Raw genomic sequence first — 21,659 nt, forward strand, 5'->3', positions numbered from 1 at the left:
GAAAACTCGCCAATCTCAACGCCGATTATCTCGAAAATCTCATCCGTCAAAAATCAACGTTAACCTGAAGCGATTCCCCTGGCCTCGTGGCCTTGCCTGTGCACACCATTACGGCGGTGGCGCCTTAAAAACCGGGGCGCCGCCGGCCTGCCGAAACGCTGTATGGCCGGCAAAGCGAATAGACTGCCGTTATGGCTTGGCATTCGCCGCCGGATCGACTAGATGAGCCCCGCGCCTGTTGCTTCGACGGCTCAGGTGTGGGGAAAGGCGTCTGCTGGTTGGCGACGCCGATGGCGGAAGTTCCGCCTTGCCCCAAGGGAGGTGCATCTCCCCAACCCGCGTGGCGAAACCGGCCGGCGCGACATGCATGGACGGAGAGGTGGCCGAGTGGTTGAAGGCGCACGCCTGGAAAGTGTGTTTACGGGAGACCGTAACGCGGGTTCGAATCCCGCTCTCTCCGCCAGACCACAAAAATGGTAAAAGCGTCTGATATCGTTGCGTTTCGTAAGGGCGCCAGAAGGATCAATCCCCTATTCTGGTGTCCAAATTCGCGGTGATCTTGACGGCTAGCAAGGGTGCATGTGTGAACGCCCACAAGCCGGTTTTGGAATTGTTGCGTGGCGTCGGGCCTCACTTGCGCACCCAGTCCACGATGATGCTCATCAAGCGCTTCATTGCAGTGTCCGCTGAGTTAGTGTAGTGGCCTCGATGGCATTCAATCAGAGGTTATACCAGCGCTCAATGCAACACGCGATAAATCACCAATGCTGAACGAACGATCTATCTTTTATGCCGTGCTTTTCTTCTTGGCGGCAACAATCCAGTGCGTATTTTTGGTGTACTTTTTGCCGCCATTCCAAGGTGCTGACGAGCCGAACCATGCATACCGTGCCGCCGCTATGGCGTCCGGTCATCTGTTGAGCGAAATGACACCAGCCAAGCAACCTGGTGGGCTATCCGATCCGGCGATAGGTGAGGCGGCAAAGCCATTGACTTATCTATTCTTTGCGCCGGACAAAAAGGTAACACCGGATGCACTACAGGCCGCAAATTCAGTCCAGTGGTCAGATAAAAACTCGCTCGTTGCATATCCGAACACGGCAATAAATTCGCCTGTTCTATATATCCCAAGCGCTGTTGGCATATCAGTGGGACGCGCGCTCCATTGGAACGTTATAGATTCCCTTGAGCTTGGCCGCCTGATCAACGCCATGGCTTTTATAATCCTCGGAGTTGTGGCGATATCCCTCTCCGGACGCGCAGCACCGGCTTTTGTCGTACTGTTGACGCTTCCAATGTCCGCTTCGCTCGGATCTTATATAACCCAGGACGGATTGATAATGGCGACGGTTGCGCTTGCCGGCGCTTGCCTCATTCGCCACAGCCAGCGGTCATTATCAGATCGGCACTTCATTGCGGCGGTACTCCTGCTGTTTATCGCAGGCTTGTCAAAACTGCCCTATCTGACGCTAATCCTCCCGTTGTTGGCATACCCCGCTATTCCCCGCCCTCGTCGTGTAGCAATGATCACGGTTACTGCCATCGTAGGGTTGGCGTGGCATATCTACGTGGCGGTAGAACTACCAGTGATCTGGCCCTATAATCCGGCCTTGCAGATATCCATGTTAATCAAGAACCCATTGCGGGTCGTTCCCATCGCGATCGACACCCTTTCATCTTTCGGAAATATGTACATCCATCAGGCAATTGGTGTACTCGGGTGGCTCGACACGCCCGTTCCGAAATGGTTTGTTGCGTGCGCCTGCGCCGTTCTCATCCTCGCGCTTTGCAGTGCTGGCGTGACAAATATCAAGAATGCGCCATCATTCTCGCTGTTTGTTCTCGCGCTTTGCTTTGCCGCGATAGCATCGGCGGCACTTATCTTCGGAGCCATGTATGTTGTCTGGACAAAGCCGAGTGCTATGGTTGTCGATGGAGTGCAGGGCAGATATTTCCTGCCAATTCTCGCCGTCTTGCCTGTGGCCGTCACGCTTTCTTCCATCCGGTGGGATGCATGGTTCCTTTCGATCGAGGAAAGATCGATGAAAGTTGTGCTTTTGGCTTACGTGTTTTTCTCTGTATATGTGACCATCAGCACCACAATGGGACGATACTATACTTGACCATAAATCAGGAACAAAGAGCCTTCACGCCCAACTTAATGGGGTCGCGATTGCCGTCGTTGTCCCTTGTCACAATGAAGAGCTTACGATTGCAAAGGTCTAAACGCCTTGAATACGGCGGCCTGACAGAAGCAAGGGCCTTGCATTCGAGCCAAGATATCGCAGGCCCATCGCGTAGTGCGACGGCGTGAGTGCCAATCCGACATAGACAGCAACTGCAAGAAGCGAAATCAGGAGTACCCGTGCGGTTTACGCTTCAGTCCAAATAAAGCCCTAGCAAGCTCCGTTTCTGTAATTCCACTGTGGTCCCAGTCATCAAATCTCTTCTCGCCGGAATGCGTTTCATGACGCCGCAAGGATCTTGAGCTATCGTACGATAACGGCACAATTGGAGCTAAAAGGACCAAGGGCGATACCGGTATTAATTATTGCAGCCGGACTTTTCCCAGCTTTTGGCCAGTCTTTCATGATGGATCGACCATCTAAAAAGTCCATATTCTCTGGGTGCGTCCAGTACGAATATCTGGTTCCGTTGAGCAGGATCCGAAAGAGTCGGGGGGTGTAGTGCAAAAACGGAAGACCTGTGTGATGCTCAACAGGAAACCAACGATTAGGAAAGGCAATAAAAACCTTTTTTGCCACCCTTAGATGTTCGGAGATGAACTCGGTCCGCTGTGCAGGCCCTCCAACGTGCTCTATTACCGCGTTGGAACATGCGATGTCAAAGCTTTGATCCTCGAAGGGCAACCGTTCTCCAGCGCGTATTTGTTTGAAGTGGACTTTCGGGTAATTGGAAACGACCTGCTTTCCGTCACCTAGGCCGACACAAGTGATATTGTGCTGCCACGGGTAGTGTTTCTCAAGAAAATTTGCCCCGTCATTCTCGTCGTCGGAGACGCCAATATCCAAGATGCTGGAAGCATCACCTGGAGATAACTCTTGCATGAACAAATTCATCATCGACATGCGCGCGCGTTTTAGAAGTTGCATGGAAAATGAATTAGTAACGCCGTCTCGATAGTAAATCGAGTCAATGTTTCCTCTACTATCGTCAGTCTTATCCACAGCATCCTCTCCATTATTTACCGCATTCATCGTTATTCTTTCCTGTTGCCGGGAAAGACAAACATGTTGTAGAGAAGAAAATTGACCACCAAGCCAACGGCTGCGCCCGCACAATAGGCAGGAACGTGCTGTAGATTCGCGTCGTAGGGGGCAATTGCGGACATCACGGCAAGGTTGGCTCCTGCTCCGACAGAACTGGCCCCCAGGTAGCGCAAAAACTCAGCAAACGCGGTATAGACGCGCCATGCCGAAAAAGTGGCAACTCGATTGACCGCCCATGTTGCGGCGATTGCGACTGCGGAGGCAATGATCCGCGCGCGCCAGTATTGAGTGGAAAAAAACAGTGTCAACCCGAAGAATACAATAGCGTCGACTACGAACCCAAGAGCCCCCACCCCGAGGAAATCGGGGAGCTTTCTAATGCGCTGCCTCACGTGATTCGCCTGGACACGCCTACTGTAGATCATGGCGCCGGATACCGGAGGTAGGCCAAGCGCTTCGCCTCGCGCCGGCCGCGCGTAACGGTATCAAGAATGAAGCCGCTGGAAAGCGAGAGCAACGCGGAAACCATGATGCCCGTCGCGAGAACCGCTCTTGGCAAGCGCAGTACGAGGCCGGTTTCCATGAACTCTATGATGACAGACCCGCCAATGAGCAGGGAGAGCATCGCCAAAATACCCGCGACAATAGAGAAGAAGGCAAGCGGCCGCTCCTCCTTCACGAGGAAGCCGATCAAGCGCAGTATTCGCAAGCCATCACTGTAGGTCCGCAACTTGCTCGCAGAACCAGATGGTCGTTCGCGGTATGGAGCTGTGATCTCTGATTGGGGTAAGCGCAGATCGAGCGCATGAACTACAAGTTCGGTTTCAATCTCGAATCCGGTCGATAGGGCGGGAAACGATTTAGCATAGCGCCGCGAAAACGCCTTGTATCCGGATAGCATGTCAGTAGTTGCCTCGCCGAAAATTCGTCGAACGAGGCCGGTTAGGAGCTTGTTCCCCCATTCATGGCCGCTTCTATATGCGCCGGAATTCTCAGGTGCGCGCGCGACATTTACCATGTCATAAGGGCCGGAACAGAGCTCATCAATTAGGCGTTGGGCTACAGATGCGTCATAGGTGCCGTCACCATCAACCAAAATATAAATATCCGCCTCGACATCGCTGAACATTCGCCTAACGACGTTGCCCTTTCCCTGGCTTTTCTCCTTGCGCGCTATCGCGCCAGAGCGAACGGATGCATTATAAGTTTCATCACTTGAATTATTGTCGTAAACGTACACGTCGGCTTCTGGCAGGTGTGATTTGAAGCTATGAACTACGTCAGAAATAGTTAACTCCTCGTTGTAGCAAGGAACAAGTACTGCTATTTTGTGTTCACGGTTATTTCTGATCATAGCGCTTATCATTTTTTCCCAACAATAAAACCGATCATGCTGATATAGCCCGCTATTGTACTTTGCACGACTTCTCCACTCCTGCACTGCATCGGGCGAGTGCGCGCCATCGAATCTCCCGCGCTACGCTCGTGGTGCTGAAACAAATATCTCGCGAAGGCAAGCGGTTTCGTCGCGATAATTTCGGGTCGCGTCCCCACAGGTGGTGTAGCTCGGCGGTAGCGAAGCCGCTCGCGAGCGCACTCTCGATAGCGCTGTAGCGAGCGAGCGGCTTCGCGGTGGTCATCGACGGTTCGCCGGTAAGGTCGGGTTGCTGACACCAACCGGATTCGAAGGAACCATCGATGACCGACGACATGATGAACCTGCGCGCGCTCGTGGAGAAGACTCCGGATTCCGATCTCTTGCGCGAGATGATCGGCCTTGCCGCCGAGCGGCTGATGGAGTTGGAGGTTGGGGCCGCCACCGGCGCCGCCTATGGCGAGAAGAACCCGTTGCGCACGGCCCAGCGCAACCGCCTTCGCACTCGCCTTATTTACACTTTGCCTTTTTGCTGTCACTGCCGGACTTATACGGCATGTGTTCGGTATCAGCGAACTGGGCGTGGAAACGGCACTCGCCGTCTTGCCTCTCTGTTTTCTTTCGGCCTTGGCTGCCAAGTTTAGCCGATAAGAAGCGCGGGTTGACCGTTTAAAGCGCAATCGTCTGGTCGCTTTCCGCCCAAATCGGCCATTGGGGCCTGCCGCTCGATGTTTGAAGGAAAGGCCCGGGCAGGGTCGGAGCTTGGGGCTTAGAGGTGCCCTGCCCGGGAAGTCTGGTTTAATACAAGTCGGCGTTGCTGTCGCCGTGCTGGGCTAAAACGCCCACAAGCCGGTTTTGGAATTCTTGCGCGATCTGGTAGTGGTGATCCAAATCACAGGAGGCGGCATGCCAAACGATCTAATCGTGCGCGACAGCAATGGCGCTCAATTGAATGATGGCGATTCCGTCACGCTGATCAAGGACCTCAAAGTCAAAGGCACTTCGGAGACGATCAAGCGGGGCACGTCGGTGAAGAACATTCGCCTCAACGGCAATCCCGGCGAGATCGAATGCAACACCAAGCAAGTGAAGGGTCTGGTGCTCAAGACCGGGTTCGTGAAGAAGGCGTGACCCTCAAGGCGGCAAGCAAGATGTGGCTTCGATAAATATCAATTCCACCGCCACGTCCTTGCCAAAGACCGCACAAGGCCGGGTGCTTGTTGACAATCGCCTCTGTCTGCCGCCTTCCCGTCCAGCCCACAGGCAAGGCACCCCTCAGCAGCAGATCGTCTGGTACCATCCTGTCTGGGTCAGGTTCTTTCGGGTCGAGCGCGCTGGCGTACACTTCTCGGCCCGCTTGCACGACCAAGCTTGAGAAAGCTTTATCCGCATTTTAACTAATGAAGCTCATCCTACCAAATGGTGAGGTATCGACTCGCGAGGGCGGGGTGGCATGACTGACCTGGATGACGAGGCTGACGTCGCAAAACCCAGCCCATCCAAACGCTGGCGAGCAATAGGCCTCAAAACAGTGCAGTTTGTCTCGCCTGCCATTTCGATAGGGTGCGCCGTCACGGTTGGTTATTTCGCCTATATGGCCGCCAACCAAAAACCGCCGTCCGATATGGCAGCGCTGGCAGTGTCGATCCTCAAGTCCAGCGATGCTTCCCCGGAAATGCGGGAATGGGCCGCGGATGCGGTAGGAATCCAGAACGATATTGGAATGCCGGCCAAATCCGTTCAGCAATGACGGCGCCTGCCCATCGTCGTGGGTAAAAGCCACATCCCGACCACAGAAAGCCCGGCTCGGCTTGCCTCCGGGCCTTTTCGGCGCTTCGGACCGGCTGCACGATGATGCCCGCATGGCCGGCGTGACGGCTAGCCGGTAGAACGGGCACGACGCTCCGACAGCGGCGCCTTGGATGGTCGCCAGGCCAAAACCTTTATGAAATTCCTATTTCTTTCCGCCCCGCCCCGTCTCGAACGTTTATGGCGATCGGGTCCATATTCCCCTTGAGAAAACACAACCGGTTTCGCCAGTAAAAAAATGCGCGGCGGGGCGTTTTCACGATTTTGCGGACCTTTTCGTCAAGGGCGCAAAGTACAGATATGCGCAAGGAACAAACACAATGGACGTCATTGTTCTCGGGATCGGGGTTTTGTTTTTCGCCCTGTTCTTCGCCTATGTCAAAGCCTGCGACAGAATTTGAGCTTAAGGATCGAACCATGCTTTTCGATTACATCCTCGGTGGTGGCGTGACCTTGTTCTTGCTCGCCTACCTGACCTACGCGCTCGTTCGTCCAGAACGCTTCTGAAGGCACGGAAAGCCACAGCCATGACACTGAACGGTTGGATACAGATCCTGGTCTTTTGCGGGATCATCATTTTGCTGGTGAAGCCGCTCGGCGGCTACATGCACCGCGTCTTCAACGGCGACCGCACGCTGCTTTCGCCAGTCTTTGGCCCGCTCGAGCGCGGGCTCTACCGCGTTTGCGGAACCAACGAACGCGAGGAACAGCACTGGACCACCTATGCGGTGGCTTTGCTGCTCTTCAATCTTGCCGGCTTCCTGGTGCTCTATGTCCTGCAGCGCCTACAGGGTAGCCTGCCCTACAATCCGGCCGGCATGACCGCGGTTGAACCAGGTCTGGCCTTCAACACCGCCGCCAGCTTCATGACCAATACCAACTGGCAGAACTACGGCGGCGAGAGCACGATGTCCTACCTCGTGCAGATGGCCGGCCTGACGGTGCAGAATTTCGTTTCGGCCGCCACCGGCATTGCCATCGCCATTGCGTTGATCCGCGGCTTTGCCCGCGCTTCCGGCAAGTCGATCGGCAATTTCTGGGTCGATATGACCCGTTCCACGCTTTATGTGCTGCTGCCGTTCTGCATCGTGCTGACACTGGTCTATGTCTGGCTTGGCATGCCGCAGACGCTTGGCGCCTATGTCAATGCCACCACGCTCGAAGGTGCGCAGCAGACCATCGCCGTCGGCCCGGTCGCCTCGCAGGTGGCCATCAAGATGCTCGGCACCAATGGCGGCGGCTTCTTCAACGCCAATGCCGCGCATCCGTTCGAGAACCCCGATGCGATCTCCAACCTGATCCAGATGGTCTCGATCTTCGCCATCGGCGCTGCCTTGACCAACGTCTTCGGCCGCATGATCGGCAACCAGCGCCAGGGCTGGGCGATCCTGTCGGCCATGGGCGTCATGTTCATCGCCGGCGTCATCGTCTGCTATTGGGCGGAAGCCGCCGGCAACCCGCTGGTGCACGCGCTGGGCATCGACGGCGGCAACATGGAAGGCAAGGAGACGCGCTTCGGCATCGCCCTGTCGGCGCTGTTTGCCGTCATCACCACGGCCGCTTCGTGCGGCGCGGTCAACGCCATGCATGGTTCTTTCACCGCGCTCGGCGGCATGATCCCGATCATCAACATGCAGCTTGGCGAAGTCATTGTCGGCGGTGTCGGCGCCGGTCTCTACGGCATCCTGATGTACATCGTCGTCGCCGTCTTCGTCGCCGGCCTTATGGTTGGTCGCACGCCCGAATATCTCGGCAAGAAGATCGAGGCCAAGGAGGTCAAGATGGCGATGCTGGCCATCCTGTGCCTGCCGCTGGCGATGCTGATCTTCACCGCCATCGCGGTCGTGCTGCCGACCGGTATGGCTTCGATGGGCAATGCCGGCCCGCACGGCTTCTCCGAGGTTCTCTATGCCTATACGTCGGGTGCTGCGAACAATGGCTCGGCCTTTGGCGGCCTCAGCGGCAACACGCCCTGGTACAACATCACCATCGGCATCGGCATGCTGATGGGCCGCTTCCTGGTCATCATCCCGGCGCTGGCTATTGCCGGCTCGCTGGTGGCGAAGAAGACAGTCCCAGCCTCCGCCGGCACCTTCCCAACCGACGGCCCGCTGTTCGTCGGCTTGCTGGTCGGCGTCATCATCATCGTCGGTGGCCTGACCTTCTTCCCGGCGCTCGCCGTCGGGCCGATCATCGAGCACCTGGCTGGCATCCACGGGCAGACCTTCTGAGACCGCCCGAATCTGGGTCAATGATATGTCCTGGTTCAGCTCCATGCGTCGCAAGATCAGCCACAGGGACGATCACGGGAAGGAGGAGAGACCTCCTCCTTTCCCGACCCTGTCGACGTTTCTCGGTCTTGCGGCAGTCATGCTCGTCCTCTGGTTGCTGGCCTACGGGCCGCCGCACTTCTTTTCGGCATCCGATCATCGGGTGCCGTCCAACAACACCGAAGCCGGAGCTTCAAAATGAGCCACTCGAAATCAGCAAGCATCATGGATGCCCGCATCTTGCTTCCCGCCATCGGCGGCGCCTTCCGTAAGCTCGACCCGCGCACGCTGGCCAGAAACCCGGTGATGTTCGTCGTCGCCGTCGTCTCGGCGCTCACCACGGTGCTGTTCGTCAAGGACCTGGTCACCGGCGGCGGCAATCTCGGCTTCACGCTGCAGATCATCATCTGGCTGTGGTTCACCGTGCTGTTCGCCAATTTCGCCGAAGCCGTCGCCGAAGGCCGGGGCAAGGCGCAGGCGGATTCACTGCGCAAGGCGCGCACCGAAACCCAGGCCAAGCTTCTGACCGGCGAAGACCGCACGAAATACAAACTCGTGCCCGGCACCAGCCTCAAGGTCGGCGATGCGGTGCTGGTCGAAGCCGGCGATATCATCCCGTCCGACGGCGAGGTGATCGAAGGCGTCGCTTCGGTCAACGAGGCGGCGATCACGGGCGAGTCCGCGCCGGTCATCCGCGAATCCGGTGGCGACCGTTCGGCGGTCACCGGCGGCACGCAGGTGCTGTCCGACTGGATCCGCGTGCGCATCACGGCGGCGTCCGGCCACACCTTCCTCGACCGGATGATTTCGCTGGTCGAAGGTGCGGAGCGCCAGAAGACGCCGAACGAGATCGCACTCAACATCCTGCTCGTCGGCATGACGCTGATCTTCGTGCTTGCCACCGCAACGATCCCGAGTTTTGCGACTTATTCGGGCGGCTATATCTCGGTCACGGTGCTCGTCGCCCTGTTCGTCACCTTGATCCCGACCACCATCGGGGCGCTGCTGTCGGCCATCGGTATTGCAGGCATGGACCGCCTGGTGCGCTTCAACGTGCTGGCCATGTCGGGCCGCGCCGTCGAGGCGGCCGGTGACGTCGACACGCTGCTGCTCGACAAGACCGGTACGATCACGCTCGGCAATCGCCAGGCGACCGAGTTCCGTCCGGTCAAGGGGGTCACCGAGCAGGAGTTGGCCGACGCGGCGCAGCTTGCTTCGCTTGCCGACGAAACGCCGGAAGGCCGCTCGATCGTCGTGCTGGCCAAGGAGAAATACGCCATCCGCGCCCGCGACATGGCGACGTTGCACGCCACCTTCGTGCCCTTCACCGCGCAGACCCGCATGAGCGGCGTCGACATCGACGGCTCCTCGGTGCGCAAGGGCGCGGTCGATTCCGTGCTCGCCCATGTCAGCCAGTCGACGGTCGCAGCCCACGCCACGCGGCCCGGCAGCGATACCATCAGGGATCTCCAGGCGATTGCCGATGAGATCGCCAAATCGGGCGGCACGCCGCTGGCGGTCGAGCGCGACGGGCGCCTGCTCGGCGTCGTCCACCTCAAGGATATCGTCAAGGGCGGCATCAGGGAGCGCTTCGCCGAATTGCGCAAGATGGGCATCCGCACGGTGATGATCACCGGCGACAATCCGATGACGGCGGCAGCCATTGCCGCGGAAGCCGGCGTCGACGACTTCCTCGCCCAGGCAACGCCCGAGGACAAGCTGAAGCTGATCCGCGACGAGCAGGCCAAGGGCAAGCTGGTCGCCATGTGCGGCGACGGCACCAATGATGCACCGGCCCTTGCCCAGGCCGATGTCGGCGTCGCCATGAACACCGGCACGGTCGCCGCGCGCGAGGCCGGCAACATGGTCGACCTCGACAGCGATCCGACCAAGCTCATCGAGATCGTCGAAATTGGCAAGGCGCTGCTGATGACGCGAGGCTCGCTGACGACCTTCTCCATCGCCAACGACGTGGCCAAGTACTTCGCCATCATCCCGGCGATGTTCGCTGCCTTCTACATCGCGCCGGGGCAAACCACCGGTCCGTTGCAGGCGCTCAACGTCATGCATCTGGCGACACCGCAGAGCGCCATCCTGTCGGCCATCATCTTCAACGCGCTGATCATCATCGCACTGATCCCGCTGTCGCTGAAAGGCGTCAAATACCGTGCCATCGGCGCCGGCGCGCTGCTCAGCCGCAACCTGCTCGTCTACGGCCTTGGTGGCATCATCGTCCCGTTCGTCGGCATCAAGGCGATCGACATGATCGTCACCTCACTCGGCCTCGCTTAAGGAAACATGTCCATGCTTACCCAGATAAGACCCGCGATCGTCATGATCGTCTTCTTCACGGTGCTGACCGGCCTGGTCTATCCCTTGGGCATGACCGGCATCGCACAAGTGCTGTTCCCGCGCCAGGCCAATGGCAGCCTGATCGAAAAGGACGGCAAGGTAATCGGCTCCGAACTGATCGGCCAGGGCTTTGCCAGCGACCGTTATTTCCACGGCCGCCCCTCGGCCGCCGGCAACGGCTACAACGCTGCCGCCTCGAGCGGCAGCAATTTCGGCCCGACCAATTCCAAGCTGATCGACCGTATCAAAGGCGATGCGGAAAAGCTGAAGGCGGAGAATCCGAACCAGCCCGTGCCGATCGACCTGGTGACGACGTCCGGCAGTGGCCTCGATCCTGATATCAGCCCCGAAGCCGCCTACTTCCAGGTCGCAAGGGTGGCCAAGGCCAGGGGGATCGACGAAGTCAGGGTCAAGGCGCTTGTCGACGCCCGTGTCGAGGGCAGGGAGCTCGGCTTCATGGGCGAACCGGTGGTCAATGTGCTGGGTCTCAATCTTGCGCTGGACGCCGCGAAATAGTGAATGGCGGCGGCCGGGGATCGACAGTATCCCCGGCTCCATCCATGATCGATAATGATGCCGGACGACAGAAGCAACGACACCAGACCTTCTCCCGACGCACTGCTCGATCATGCCGAGCGGGAAGGGCGCGGCCGTCTGCGGATATTCCTCGGCGCGGCACCGGGCGTCGGCAAGACCTACGAAATGCTGATGTCTGGCCGCGCCAGGCTGGCCGACGGCGTGGACGTGATCATCGGCATCGTCGAGACGCATGGCCGCAAGGAAACGCTGGCCCTGGTCGAGGGTTACGAGGTCATTGCGCGCCGCAAGGTCGACTACAAGGGGCGCATCCTCGACGAGATGGATATCGATGCCATCATAGCTCGGCGCCCGGCGCTGGTTCTCGTCGACGAACTCGCCCACACCAACGCACCCGGCAGCCGTCATCCCAAGCGCTATCTCGACGTCCAGGAAATCCTGACGCAAGGCATCGACGTCTACACGACGCTCAACATCCAGCATGTCGAAAGCCTGAACGACGTCGTCGCCCAGATCACCAAGGTCAGGGTCCGCGAGACGGTTCCCGATTCCATCATCGACCAGGCCGACGATGTCGAGATCATCGATCTCACTCCCGACGACCTGATCAAGCGGCTCGAGGAAGGCAAGGTCTATTTCCCCAACACCGCCCAGCGCGCCATCGAAAACTATTTCTCATCAGGCAATCTGACGGCGCTCAGGGAACTGGCGCTGCGCCGCACCGCGCAGCGCGTCGACGACCAGTTGCTGATCCACATGCAGGCCCATGCTATTCCCGGACCATGGGCTGCCGGGGAAAGGGTCCTCGTCTGCCTCGACACGCGCCCGGGAGGCGCGGCCCGCGTGCGCTATGCACGCAGGCTGGCCGACCGGCTCCGCGCCCCGTGGACGGCGCTGCATGTCGATAGCCCGCGCTTGGCCAGTATGCCCGAGGAGGACAAGGACCGGCTCGCAAACAACCTGCGCCTCGCCCAGCAGCTTGGCGCCGAGGTGACGACCATACCGGGCCAGAATGTGGCGCAGGACATCGTGCGTTATGCGACGGCAAACAACTTCACCCATATCGTGGTCGGCAGGCCGACCCGGTCGCGCTGGCGGGAATTGATCGAAGGTTCGCTCACCTATGATCTCATCCGCAATGCCGGTGACATCAGCGTCCATGTCATTTCGGGAAACGAACGCAGCAGCGAGGCGGCGTCGAGGAGCGTCAAGGCGGCGGACGAACAGTGGCAGTTCGAGATCTGGCCCTATCTCAAGGCCACGGCCTATCTCATGGGCTCGCTCGCCTTCGCCGTCCTTCTCGACCAGTTTCTCGACGTTCGCAATCTGGCGATCATCTTTCTCATCGCGGTGCTGGCATCGGCGGTGACCGGTGGCCTGTGGCCGGCTCTGTATGCCTGTTTCGTCAGCGCCCTTGCCTTCAACTATTTCTTCCTGGAACCGCGCTACACGCTCACCATCCGGGATCCGGAAAGCATTGTTGCGCTTGGCGTGTTCCTGGTTGTCGCCGTCATTGCCAGCAATCTGACGGCTCGCGTGCAGCGCCAGGCGGTCGCCGCCCGCTCACGGGCGCGGGCCACCGAGGACATCTACCTCTTTTCGAAGAAGCTTGCCGGTGCCGGCACGCTCGACGACGTTCTCTGGGCAACCGCTTTCCAGATCGCCTCGATGCTGAAGCTGCGGGTGGTGCTGCTTTTGCCCGAGGACGGAACGATCACCGTCAAGGCCGGCTATCCGCCAGACGACACATTGGCCGAAGCCGACATCGCCGCCGCCCGCTGGGCCTGGGAGCACAACCGTGCCGCGGGTCGCGGCGCCGACACGCTTCCCGGCGCCAAGCGCCTCTATCTTCCCTTGCGAACCGGGCGCACGGCAATTGGCGTCGTTGGCCTCGACAATGACAAGCAAGGACCGCTGCTGACGCCTGAGCAGCAGCGCCTGCTCGATGCGCTGGCCGACCAGGCCGCAGTCGCCATCGAGCGTATTCAACTGGTCGCCGATGTCGACCGCGCCAAGCTCGCGGCCGAGGCGGACAGGCTGCGTTCGGCGCTGCTCACCTCCATCTCGCATGATTTGAAGACGCCGCTCGCCGCCATCATGGGTGCGGCCGGCACGCTGCGGGAATTCGCACCAGCACTTCCCGAACAGGACCGGGCGGAGCTTTTGTCGACCGTGCTCGACGAATCCGAGCGGCTGAACCGCTTCATCGCCAATCTGCTCGACATGACCAAGATCGAGTCCGGCGCGATGGAGCCGAACTTTGCCTTCCACTATGTCGGCGACATCGTCGGCTCCGCCTTGCAGCGGGCCAGGAAAATCATCGGCGAGCACAAGATCGAGACGGACATCCCTAGGGATTTGCCGATGTTGAAGGTCGACCCGGTGCTGTTCGAGCAGGCACTGTTCAATCTCCTCGACAATGCGGCGAAATACGCGCCGGCCGGCTCGACGATCCGCGTGCAAGGCTGGACCGACAATGGCTCGGTCATCCTGCAGATCATGGATGAGGGGCCGGGCATTCCCCCCGGCGATCTGGAACGGATTTTCGACACCTTCTACCGGGTGCGCAAGCGCGATCAGGTCCGTGCCGGCACCGGGCTCGGGCTCTCGATCTGCCGCGGTTTCATCGAGGCGATGGGTGGCATGATCGCGGCTGCAAACCGGACAGATCGTTCGGGCGCGGTCTTCACCATCAAGATGCCGAAGCCGGCAAACCCGCCCAATTTCGACGCCTCGAATACGGACGATGTGGGTGACTTGGCATGACAAACTCGAACGTCAGGATACTGGTCGTCGATGACGAGCCGCCGATCCGCAAGCTGCTTCGCGTCGGGCTCGGCAGCCAGGGCTACGCGATCAGCGAAGCGCCGAACGCCAAAGCGGCGATCGAGCTGATGGAGGCGGACAAGCCAGACCTCGTCCTGCTCGACCTTGGGCTTCCCGGCATGAGCGGCCATGAGCTGTTGCGCAAATGGCGCGACGACGGCCTCGACATTCCGGTGGTCATCCTGTCCAGCCGCACCGACGAGGCCGGCATCGTCCAGGCTCTGGAACTCGGCGCCGACGACTATGTCACCAAGCCGTTCGGCATGAACGAACTGATTGCACGCATCCGTGTGGCGCTGCGGCACAAATTCCAGCAACAGGGCGAGAAACCTGTTTTCCAGACCGGCGACCTGTCCGTCGATCTGGTCAAACGCATTGTCAAGGTCGAGGGTCAGGACGTAAAGCTCTCGCCAAAGGAATACGACATCCTGCGCATCCTCGTGCAGTACGCCGGCAAGGTGCTGACCCACCATTTCCTGTTGAAGCAGGTCTGGGGCGATTCGACCGACGTGCAGTATCTCAGGGTCTATGTCCGGCAGCTCAGGCAGAAGATCGAGAAGACCCCCGACCAGCCGCGCTACATCACCACCGAGACCGGTGTGGGCTATCGTCTGCGCGAGGTCGAGTAAGCGGCCAAGATATGTGCAGGAGGAATTCCGTAATTCCCACTATCTAACTGTTGCAAAAGCGCATTTCTCTTGGCGGGTTGCAATCATACCGCCGAGATAAACGCATATCCATGCCCCTCCTTGACTATTCTGCCGATGCCTGGTCGTCCTAGGTGAGCGCCGGCCAGCCAAGTATGTGTACCAGCTGCGTCCTGGAGCAGCTTGATCCGGCTAGCCCTCGCTATGGACTGGTCAGCGTCGTAGGCCCAAGTAAGCTCGGGACGGGCAAACTGTGCAGCAGGAACGTGGATCAGGTCGCCGCAGAATAAGATATCGTCCTCGCCTGTGCTGAGGAGATAACCCATATGGCCCGGAGCATGCCCGGGTATCGCCACCGCCAGCAAATGATCGTCCAGCCGGCCTCCTGCGCTGATTGGGGCCAGGAGTGGCCGAAAATCCGCCAGTCGTGGCTCTGCGAGGAAATCCTCAACCGCGTCCTCCCCAATCACGATCTTGCTCAAGTTTCTAAATGCCCGCCGCCCGTCAGGGGTAACAAGACCGTTGATGTGGTCGCCATGAGCATGGGTGAGCGCGACCACAGTAATGGATGATGTGTCGACGCCTGCCTCGCACATGGCCTCCTCGAGGTGGCCCATGGTCGGATCCCAGCTTCCCCCCGCTCCACAATCTATCAAGACGCGGTCGCTGCCAACGCGATCGAGTAGGAAGCAGTTGACCGACAGGCGAACGAGCGTGTCTTCCCGCTGAGGCGATACTACCTGCGTACATACTTTGTCTTTCGGATAGATGAGCAATTGGGCCGGCAGGTCGACATATCCGTCGGAGAGCGACCAAACCTTCGATGAACCCGAAGCGCAGGCCATGGTGTTGGCGCTTTGAGACAGAAATTTCACGGGTAACCTGCCAAGCGGAGCGATTCAATTTTCTACTACAGCACTGAAGCCGTTACGTTTTCGAAGTCATCACCTTCTGAACGATCTTCCAGGTCCCGTTGACCTTTAAGCATGACAGGAGGTCCGTGAAGCGACGTGGCGGTACCTGCAATTTCACCTTCAGAAGCGCGAGGTCTCTTTCGACGTCTATTGATAGGATCTCGTCGTCACGCTCCGCGCCCTGTTGTTTTGGCGCTTTCGTGTTGCGCACCACTGCTAACCACGTTGCAATCGGCGTCACGCCGACATCACCGTCGTCGGCGACCTTCGTCACGGAGCTCGAGGGATGAAATATGGATGCAAATTTCTCGGCATCCATTTCATAGGCGGCGTCAAAATAGGTCTGCGCCAGGGTGCGCAAAGCACGAACATCGGTATCCACGGGCCACCTCGTTGTTACGTCCAACTATTCCACCCGTGCCGCAATCCCGCATCGAGCGCCAGGCAAGCCGGCTACGAGCCGACTTTCTGTCGGTCAAACCTAGGACGAAAGCGCTTATGAGACTAGTTATGTTGCACAGCATGCAGTCATGAACGGAATTCATAAATCATGGGAAATGAACTGAATGAACTCGCTACGTTCGCAATCGTCGCTAGTGAGCGAAGTTTTACACGTGCCGCAGCGAAGCTGGGCGTCTCCCAATCCGCCCTGAGCCACACGATCCGCAGACTTGAGCAGCGACTCGAGCTCCAGCTTCTTGCTCGGACTACCAAGAGTGTAGCGCCAACCGCTGCGGGCGCCGCTCTTTTGAAGGACCTGGCTCCGGCGCTTGAGCAAATTACTCGTGCGCTAGACAAGGCCCGAAGCGTTCGCCACCGACCTGTGGGACGCCTTAAAATTGTAATGTCACGGTCGGCTGCGGAGATGGTGTTGTTGCCGAGGCTCGCAGCATTCGCCGAGGCTTACCCTGACGTCGTCCTTGACGTCGTCACTGTCACTGGTCCCGTAGACATCGTCGCGGGCGAGTTCGATGCTGGCATTCAACTCGGCGAGTATATTCAAAAAGATATGATCGCGATGCGCGTCACGCAGGAGTTGCGTTTGGCGGTAGTGGGATCGCCTGGCTATTTTGCGTCACGAAGCATTCCTCGGCAGCCCAAGGATCTAAATGATCATCGATGTCTAAACCTGCGTCTTCCGAGCGGTCCGTATCGGTGGGAGTTCGAGCACGGACGCAAGGCGATCACAATCGGTGTGAATGGCCCGCTGATAATCGACGATACCAACCTAGTGATTCAGGCGGCGCTCACCGGAGCCGGCCTTGGGCTCGCATATGAAGAGCAGGTTGCGGAACATGTTGCTGAGCACCGCCTCATTCGAGTGCTGGAGAACTGGACGCCCTCTATTCCCGGCTTCTTCATGTATTACCCCAGTCGCAAGCATCAGCCTGCTGCACTAACTGCGCTAGTAAACGCCCTGCGATGTTCTTAAGAAGGCGGTACGCGCGGCGCCTCCAATCCAGCCAGCATCTTGAATCGCTGATTTGGGGGTCCCACGGTTCTCTCAAAGCATGAAAACGCTCTAGCCGATCGCTTCCCGCGGCTGACCGAAGGGCGTGGATGCCCGGAAGGCCGCAAGGCAGCCAACAATGCCGATCGGCACGAAGGCAAGAAACAGCCAGGACGCGACATTCGCCGCCGCGTCGTGGTTCAAACCTTGCGAAAAGCCGCTGGCGTTGGCGACGATGCCGGCAAGTGCGGCACCCACGGCATAGCCGATACGCTGCATGGTCGGCACCGCCGCCGAGGCGATGGTCTGCTCGCCCTCCGGCGCGGAGGCGACGATGACGCGCGTCAGGAAGGGCCAGGCCACGCCGAAGCCGCCGCCTTGCAGCAGGGCGCAGATCAGGATCAGCGGAATGGAGCCCAGCGGTATCGTGTAGGCGAAGCCGGCTATGCCGGCCGCGATCATCACCGCACCACCAACGATGATCAGCCGCTCGCGCCGCGGCGGCGCATTGGCGACGAGGATCGACAGGATCGACCAGGCGATCGATTCGGCGGCGATGATGTAGCCGGTGGTCAGCAGCGGAATGTCGTGCAGGCTGGTCAGCAGCAGCGGCCCGTAGACGCCGAAGGAACAGGTCGCGACCGAAAAGGCGGCGACCATGGTCATGCCGGCGCCGACCGGCGTGCGCCACGAGAACAGCCGTGCCGGGAACAGCCGCGAGCGCGGCTTCAGCGCGTCGATGGTGAAAAACAGCACCAGGCCGACCAGCCCGAGGGCCATCAGCAGCGAGGAACGCAGCAAGGCGATATCGACGCCGGCCGAGGCGATCAGCACCACGGCGACGGCAAGGCAGGCAAGGGCCGCGAACGGGAAGGGCGGCGCCCTGCCTGTGCTTGCCTTGGGCTTCGTCGCTTCCGGCGTGTTCAGCACGATGAAGCTTGCCAGCGCCATGGCGGTACCGCCGAGGGTGAAGATGCCGAAGGCCCAGCGCCATGACAGAAGCTCGGTCATGATCGCGCCGAGCAACGGTCCGCTGAAGGCGGCTACGCCCCAGATCGCCGACATGATGCCGAAAAGCTGCGGCCAGATGGCGCGCGAGAACAGCCGCTCGACCGACACGAAGGCCAGCGACACCAGCGCCCCGCCACCAAGCCCCTCAATCAGCCGGCCAGCAAGGAAGAGTTGCATGGAAGGCGAGGTGGCGCAGATCAGCGCTCCGGCTGCATAAAGCAGCGCTGCGACAACCATGTTGGTGCGCAACGGAACATAGCTCACCAGCCGACCGGCGGCCGCGCCGGCGACGATGGCGCCGAGTTCGTAGATCGCCAGCGACCAGCCGACGAGCTGCACGCCGGCCAGTTCGCCGACCATGGCCGGCATCACCGTTGCCACCATCGTTTCGTTGGTGGCGTGCAGCAGGATGCCGAGGCTGATGAAGCAGAAGCGCGCCAGGTCGCCGCTCGCCCACAATATGCGCCAGTCGACCTTGTTTGTGCTGATTTCGGTCATTTCCACCCCTGCCTTCCATATCTTGAGGCCAGCGCAGGACGCCAGAAGCCAGTCCGGGTTTCCGGCAGGACCATGCGCAGGCAGGAGCGTGTATCGCGCGCCGCATCGAGCGCGCTGCTCCGGTCGGGGCAGGCTTGTAAAACCTCAACCAGGGTTGAGCTCAAGCGAATTTTTTCGGGATGCGGTCCGGTGGCGCGATCAATTCTCGGTGCTGCGCAACTGAAACTGGCTGACGCCGATCGCAAGGTTCATGCCGGTCTGCGTCTGCAGGCTGAGTGGCTGCAAGGTGAAGGCCTGCGAAGAGCCGCCGACCAGCAGATTGGCGCCGGCGCCGACGGCCGCCGTCACCTCGGCGCTGGCGCCGATATAGTCACCGGCCAACGCGCCCGGCGCATAAATGTTCTTCAGCGGCGTCAGCACGATCCACTGCATGACCGTCTGCTTCGTCGTGCCGATATCGAGGCCGTATTTGTTGACCGCGCCGAAATAGGCTTCCGGCGCGAAGCTCTTGTCGGCGGGGTTGAAGGTGCAGCTCAGATCCTTGCTCGAGTCGAAGATGAAGCCGGTGCCGCCGCCGATGGCGCAATCAAGCGTACCGAGTTCTATGCCCTGGTCCTGGGCTCGCGCCGCGCCGGCAAGCACAGTGGCGATCACGGCAGCGGCGATGGCTGTCTTCGGCATGGCGGTCCCCTCAAAAACCAAACGGCGCGGAACCATCCTATCTGGTTCCGCGCCGCGGGGTGAGGGGGGCATGGAGCGCATGGCTCCATGCGTTTACTTGAACGAGTGGATGAGCTGGAGCGAGGTCACGGCCACGGCAAGGTTGACGCCGGTCTGCGCCTGGACGCTGAGCGGCTCCAGCATGAAGGCGCTGTCCAGTCCGCCGACCAGCAGATTGGCGCCGCCGCCGGTCACCACGCTCGCCTCGGCGTTGACGCCGTAATAGCTGCCGGCGAGGTCGCCCGCGTCACGATCACGCGTTGCCGCCAGCACGGCCCAGACGAGCTGGCCCTGATGCGTCTTGCCGACATCGAGGCCGATCTTGGAGATCACGCCGGTGTAAACCTCGGACGGTCCCTGATGATGGGGGCGGAAGACGCAGGACACGCCCTTGTTGGAGGCGACGATGTAGGCGGTGCCGCCGTCGATGGTGCAGTCTAGCGTGCCGAGTTGCAGCTTGCCGGCGCTGGCCGGGGCGACGGCAAACGCCGTCATGGCGAGGACTGCGGCGCAGGCGAGTTTCTTGATCATGGGAGGTCCTTTCGCAAATAACTTTTTGATAACGGATTGGGTGGGCAGACCGTTCCGCTGAAAACTTGGCGCGAACAAGGCACGGGTCAATCCCTGGCTGCCGGGGTTAACGCACGGTTGCCGGAGTGCGTCTTTTCGGACACGCAAAGGGACGCCGCAGCACCTGGATGCCACGCAGATTGTGTGGGAATGCTTGCCGAAATCGATTAGCTGACGCGGGCGAGGCCATCCTTGGCCGGCTGGTAGGTCGGGTCGAGGCGAACGGCTTCCTTATAGGATTTCGCGGCCTTCGCCTTGTCGCCGCGCCGCTCATAGATCAGCGCCTGGTTGGACCAGGCCTCGGCATTCTTGCCGTCGAGCTTGATCGCCATGTTGAAGTCGGAGAAGGCGTTGTCTTCGTCGTTGGTCGCCAGATAGGAGAGACCACGGCCATTGTAGGGCTCGGCGGCGTCCGGCGCCAGCGAGATGGCGGTCGAGAAGTCTTCGATGGCGAACTTGTGCTGGCCCTGGCTCTGATAGATCAGGCCACGATTGTGGTAGGCACGCGCGTCGGTCGTGTCGAGCTGGATCGCCTTCTGGAAGTCGTTGAAAGCGTCCTGGGTGCGACCTGCCTTGCGGTAGAGATTGCCACGGCCGATATAGGCGGCGTCATAATTTGAATTGATCTGGATCGAGCGGTTGTAGTCCGCGAGCGCGGCTTCCTGGTTGCCGAGGAAGCGCTGGATGAGCGCGCGGTTCGAATAGGCCTGGTAGAAATTCGGATTGAGCTGGATGGCCTGGTTGAAATCCTTGAGCGCCGCCTGGTACTGGCCGCCGCGGCCATAGGCCGAGCCACGCACGTTGTAGGCTTCAGGATCCTGGGGATTTCGCTGGATAACTGCCGACAGCGACGAGATGTTCTCGCTCGACCCCTGCGCCTTGTCGATGTTGTTGAATTCGCCGGTCGGGCCTGACGTCTGGCAGCCGGCAAGCGCCAGTCCGGAGAGTAGGGCCACTGTCAGGGCGAAACCACGCAATGCGGTCCCGCGCTCCACGCTTGTTGCGTTCATGTCTGCCCTGTCCTCACTTCAAGCCGCGTCGCTCTGGTCCGGTTCCCCCCCTCCGGGCCGGGTCACAACCAAAACAAAAAGGTGGCGGCGATTCCGCATCGCGCCACCTCTGATATCCTTCGAAAAGGACGAAAAATTGGCGTTAGAACCGCGGCGGACGCGGAGCGCCACCTGCACCACCGGCGGCGCCAGCAGCAACCGGGCGCGGCGTCATCGGCAGCAGGCCTTCGCGCTGGGCGCGCTTGCGGGCCAGCTTGCGGGCGCGGCGGACGGCTTCAGCCTTTTCACGGGCGCGCTTCTCGGACGGCTTCTCGTAGTGACCGCGCATCTTCATTTCGCGGAAAATGCCTTCGCGCTGCATCTTCTTCTTGAGAGCGCGAAGCGCCTGATCAACGTTATTGTCGCGGACGAGTACCTGCACGGGCAATCCTGTCTTTCGG

At 59.9% G+C, this 21,659-nt stretch carries 21 protein-coding genes, 1 tRNA gene and 1 pseudogene; 13 read left to right on the top strand and 10 right to left on the bottom strand.

The features are described 5' to 3' along the window. The first annotated feature begins 373 nt into the window (after positions 1-373). Positions 374-463, top strand: a tRNA-Ser gene (locus NKI73_RS20320). Positions 464-764: 301 nt separating this feature from the next. Next, entirely contained in the window at positions 765-2,123 is a 1,359-nt protein-coding gene (locus tag NKI73_RS20325) for a DUF2142 domain-containing protein (RefSeq protein WP_352632694.1), read from the top strand. A 366-nt stretch (positions 2,124-2,489) separates the two neighbouring features. On the opposite strand, the gene NKI73_RS20330 is transcribed toward NKI73_RS20325, so the two are convergent. The 3 genes from NKI73_RS20330 to NKI73_RS20340 are packed head-to-tail and all read right to left on the bottom strand — an operon-like array spanning position 2,490 to position 4,584. Next, positions 2,490-3,218: a methyltransferase domain-containing protein gene (locus NKI73_RS20330; RefSeq protein ID WP_352632695.1), complete on the bottom strand. Its 729-nt coding sequence runs from the start codon at positions 3,216-3,218 to the stop codon at positions 2,490-2,492. A gap of 2 nt (positions 3,219-3,220) precedes the next feature. Next, positions 3,221-3,622, bottom strand: coding sequence for a GtrA family protein (locus NKI73_RS20335; RefSeq protein ID WP_352632696.1), 402 nt, complete (start codon positions 3,620-3,622; stop codon positions 3,221-3,223). Positions 3,623-3,651: 29 nt separating this feature from the next. Further along, a complete protein-coding gene (locus tag NKI73_RS20340) occupies positions 3,652-4,584 on the bottom strand; it encodes a glycosyltransferase (protein ID WP_352632697.1) in 933 nt (310 codons plus the stop codon). A 344-nt stretch (positions 4,585-4,928) separates the two neighbouring features. Between NKI73_RS20340 and NKI73_RS20345 the strand changes: the two are divergent. From NKI73_RS20345 to NKI73_RS20390, 10 genes and pseudogenes are all read left to right on the top strand, one after another. After that, a pseudogene (locus tag NKI73_RS20345) lies at positions 4,929-5,114 on the top strand (IS256 family transposase); the annotation flags it as partial. Between the two features lie 397 nt (positions 5,115-5,511). Beyond that, positions 5,512-5,736 (top strand): alkylphosphonate utilization protein, encoded by a 225-nt coding sequence (locus tag NKI73_RS20350; RefSeq protein WP_352632698.1) that lies wholly within the window; start codon positions 5,512-5,514, stop codon positions 5,734-5,736. A gap of 322 nt (positions 5,737-6,058) precedes the next feature. Next, complete coding sequence (locus tag NKI73_RS20355) at positions 6,059-6,355, top strand: hypothetical protein (RefSeq protein WP_352632699.1); 297 nt, start codon at positions 6,059-6,061, stop codon at positions 6,353-6,355. Between the two features lie 476 nt (positions 6,356-6,831). Beyond that, complete coding sequence (gene kdpF, locus NKI73_RS20360; RefSeq protein WP_019861144.1) at positions 6,832-6,921, top strand: K(+)-transporting ATPase subunit F; 90 nt, start codon at positions 6,832-6,834, stop codon at positions 6,919-6,921. 20 nt (positions 6,922-6,941) lie between these two features. Further along, the gene (gene kdpA / locus NKI73_RS20365; protein ID WP_352632700.1) at positions 6,942-8,645 is read left to right on the top strand and encodes a potassium-transporting ATPase subunit KdpA; all 1,704 of its coding nucleotides are present in this window, start codon (positions 6,942-6,944) and stop codon (positions 8,643-8,645) included. Positions 8,646-8,688: 43 nt separating this feature from the next. After that, positions 8,689-8,886 (top strand): hypothetical protein, encoded by a 198-nt coding sequence (locus NKI73_RS20370; protein ID WP_352632701.1) that lies wholly within the window; start codon positions 8,689-8,691, stop codon positions 8,884-8,886. Further along, complete coding sequence (kdpB, locus tag NKI73_RS20375; protein ID WP_352632702.1) at positions 8,883-10,976, top strand: potassium-transporting ATPase subunit KdpB; 2,094 nt, start codon at positions 8,883-8,885, stop codon at positions 10,974-10,976. The genes NKI73_RS20370 and kdpB overlap by 4 nt, the downstream gene beginning before the upstream one ends. A 12-nt stretch (positions 10,977-10,988) precedes the next feature. Continuing rightward, positions 10,989-11,552 carry a potassium-transporting ATPase subunit KdpC gene (gene kdpC / locus NKI73_RS20380; RefSeq protein ID WP_352632703.1) on the top strand — a complete coding sequence of 188 codons (564 nt, stop codon included), beginning with the start codon at positions 10,989-10,991 and terminating at the stop codon, positions 11,550-11,552. Between the two features lie 57 nt (positions 11,553-11,609). Next, positions 11,610-14,339 carry a DUF4118 domain-containing protein gene (locus tag NKI73_RS20385; RefSeq protein ID WP_352632704.1) on the top strand — a complete coding sequence of 910 codons (2,730 nt, stop codon included), beginning with the start codon at positions 11,610-11,612 and terminating at the stop codon, positions 14,337-14,339. Continuing rightward, positions 14,336-15,028, top strand: a complete 693-nt coding sequence (locus tag NKI73_RS20390) for a response regulator transcription factor (protein WP_352632705.1) — start codon at positions 14,336-14,338, stop codon at positions 15,026-15,028. The genes NKI73_RS20385 and NKI73_RS20390 overlap by 4 nt, the downstream gene beginning before the upstream one ends. Before the next feature lie 83 nt (positions 15,029-15,111). Here NKI73_RS20390 and NKI73_RS20395 read toward each other — a convergent pair whose 3' ends face one another. Then, on the bottom strand, positions 15,112-15,921 hold the full coding sequence (locus tag NKI73_RS20395) for an MBL fold metallo-hydrolase (RefSeq protein ID WP_352632706.1): 810 nt from the start codon (positions 15,919-15,921) through the stop codon (positions 15,112-15,114). Between the two features lie 52 nt (positions 15,922-15,973). Beyond that, on the bottom strand, positions 15,974-16,342 hold the full coding sequence (locus NKI73_RS20400; RefSeq protein ID WP_352632707.1) for a nuclear transport factor 2 family protein: 369 nt from the start codon (positions 16,340-16,342) through the stop codon (positions 15,974-15,976). A 168-nt stretch (positions 16,343-16,510) separates the two neighbouring features. Between NKI73_RS20400 and NKI73_RS20405 the strand changes: the two genes are divergently transcribed. Further along, positions 16,511-17,392, top strand: coding sequence for a LysR substrate-binding domain-containing protein (locus tag NKI73_RS20405; protein ID WP_352632708.1), 882 nt, complete (start codon positions 16,511-16,513; stop codon positions 17,390-17,392). 90 nt (positions 17,393-17,482) lie between these two features. On the opposite strand, the gene NKI73_RS20410 is transcribed toward NKI73_RS20405, so the two are convergent. From NKI73_RS20410 to rpsU, 5 genes are all read right to left on the bottom strand, one after another. Continuing rightward, on the bottom strand, positions 17,483-18,919 hold the full coding sequence (locus tag NKI73_RS20410; protein WP_352632709.1) for an MFS transporter: 1,437 nt from the start codon (positions 18,917-18,919) through the stop codon (positions 17,483-17,485). A gap of 198 nt (positions 18,920-19,117) precedes the next feature. Then, positions 19,118-19,600 (bottom strand): DUF992 domain-containing protein, encoded by a 483-nt coding sequence (locus NKI73_RS20415; RefSeq protein ID WP_352632710.1) that lies wholly within the window; start codon positions 19,598-19,600, stop codon positions 19,118-19,120. Positions 19,601-19,693: 93 nt separating this feature from the next. Next, a complete protein-coding gene (locus NKI73_RS20420; protein ID WP_352632711.1) occupies positions 19,694-20,170 on the bottom strand; it encodes a DUF992 domain-containing protein in 477 nt (158 codons plus the stop codon). 206 nt (positions 20,171-20,376) lie between these two features. Continuing rightward, positions 20,377-21,219 carry a tetratricopeptide repeat protein gene (locus tag NKI73_RS20425; RefSeq protein WP_352632712.1) on the bottom strand — a complete coding sequence of 281 codons (843 nt, stop codon included), beginning with the start codon at positions 21,217-21,219 and terminating at the stop codon, positions 20,377-20,379. 142 nt (positions 21,220-21,361) lie between these two features. After that, positions 21,362-21,640, bottom strand: coding sequence for a 30S ribosomal protein S21 (gene rpsU / locus NKI73_RS20430; RefSeq protein WP_023810129.1), 279 nt, complete (start codon positions 21,638-21,640; stop codon positions 21,362-21,364). Positions 21,641-21,659 lie beyond the last annotated feature (19 nt).

This window comes from Mesorhizobium sp. M0496 (genome assembly GCF_040321205.1).
Lineage (GTDB): Bacteria > Pseudomonadota > Alphaproteobacteria > Rhizobiales > Rhizobiaceae > Mesorhizobium.

Coding starts and splice junctions, on each gene's coding strand:
- NKI73_RS20390 (WP_352632705.1), top strand. CDS start 14,336: ATGACAAACTCGAACGTCAGGATACTGGTCGTCGATGACGAGCCGCCG.
- NKI73_RS20350 (WP_352632698.1), top strand. CDS start 5,512: ATGCCAAACGATCTAATCGTGCGCGACAGCAATGGCGCTCAATTGAAT.
- NKI73_RS20410 (WP_352632709.1), bottom strand. CDS start 18,919: ATGACCGAAATCAGCACAAACAAGGTCGACTGGCGCATATTGTGGGCG.
- kdpC (WP_352632703.1), top strand. CDS start 10,989: ATGCTTACCCAGATAAGACCCGCGATCGTCATGATCGTCTTCTTCACG.
- NKI73_RS20330 (WP_352632695.1), bottom strand. CDS start 3,218: ATGAATGCGGTAAATAATGGAGAGGATGCTGTGGATAAGACTGACGAT.
- NKI73_RS20405 (WP_352632708.1), top strand. CDS start 16,511: ATGGGAAATGAACTGAATGAACTCGCTACGTTCGCAATCGTCGCTAGT.
- NKI73_RS20425 (WP_352632712.1), bottom strand. CDS start 21,219: ATGAACGCAACAAGCGTGGAGCGCGGGACCGCATTGCGTGGTTTCGCC.
- NKI73_RS20355 (WP_352632699.1), top strand. CDS start 6,059: ATGACTGACCTGGATGACGAGGCTGACGTCGCAAAACCCAGCCCATCC.
- NKI73_RS20370 (WP_352632701.1), top strand. CDS start 8,689: ATGCGTCGCAAGATCAGCCACAGGGACGATCACGGGAAGGAGGAGAGA.
- NKI73_RS20325 (WP_352632694.1), top strand. CDS start 765: ATGCTGAACGAACGATCTATCTTTTATGCCGTGCTTTTCTTCTTGGCG.
- NKI73_RS20420 (WP_352632711.1), bottom strand. CDS start 20,170: ATGATCAAGAAACTCGCCTGCGCCGCAGTCCTCGCCATGACGGCGTTT.
- kdpB (WP_352632702.1), top strand. CDS start 8,883: ATGAGCCACTCGAAATCAGCAAGCATCATGGATGCCCGCATCTTGCTT.
- NKI73_RS20415 (WP_352632710.1), bottom strand. CDS start 19,600: ATGCCGAAGACAGCCATCGCCGCTGCCGTGATCGCCACTGTGCTTGCC.
- kdpA (WP_352632700.1), top strand. CDS start 6,942: ATGACACTGAACGGTTGGATACAGATCCTGGTCTTTTGCGGGATCATC.
- NKI73_RS20385 (WP_352632704.1), top strand. CDS start 11,610: ATGCCGGACGACAGAAGCAACGACACCAGACCTTCTCCCGACGCACTG.
- NKI73_RS20340 (WP_352632697.1), bottom strand. CDS start 4,584: ATGATCAGAAATAACCGTGAACACAAAATAGCAGTACTTGTTCCTTGC.
- kdpF (WP_019861144.1), top strand. CDS start 6,832: ATGCTTTTCGATTACATCCTCGGTGGTGGCGTGACCTTGTTCTTGCTC.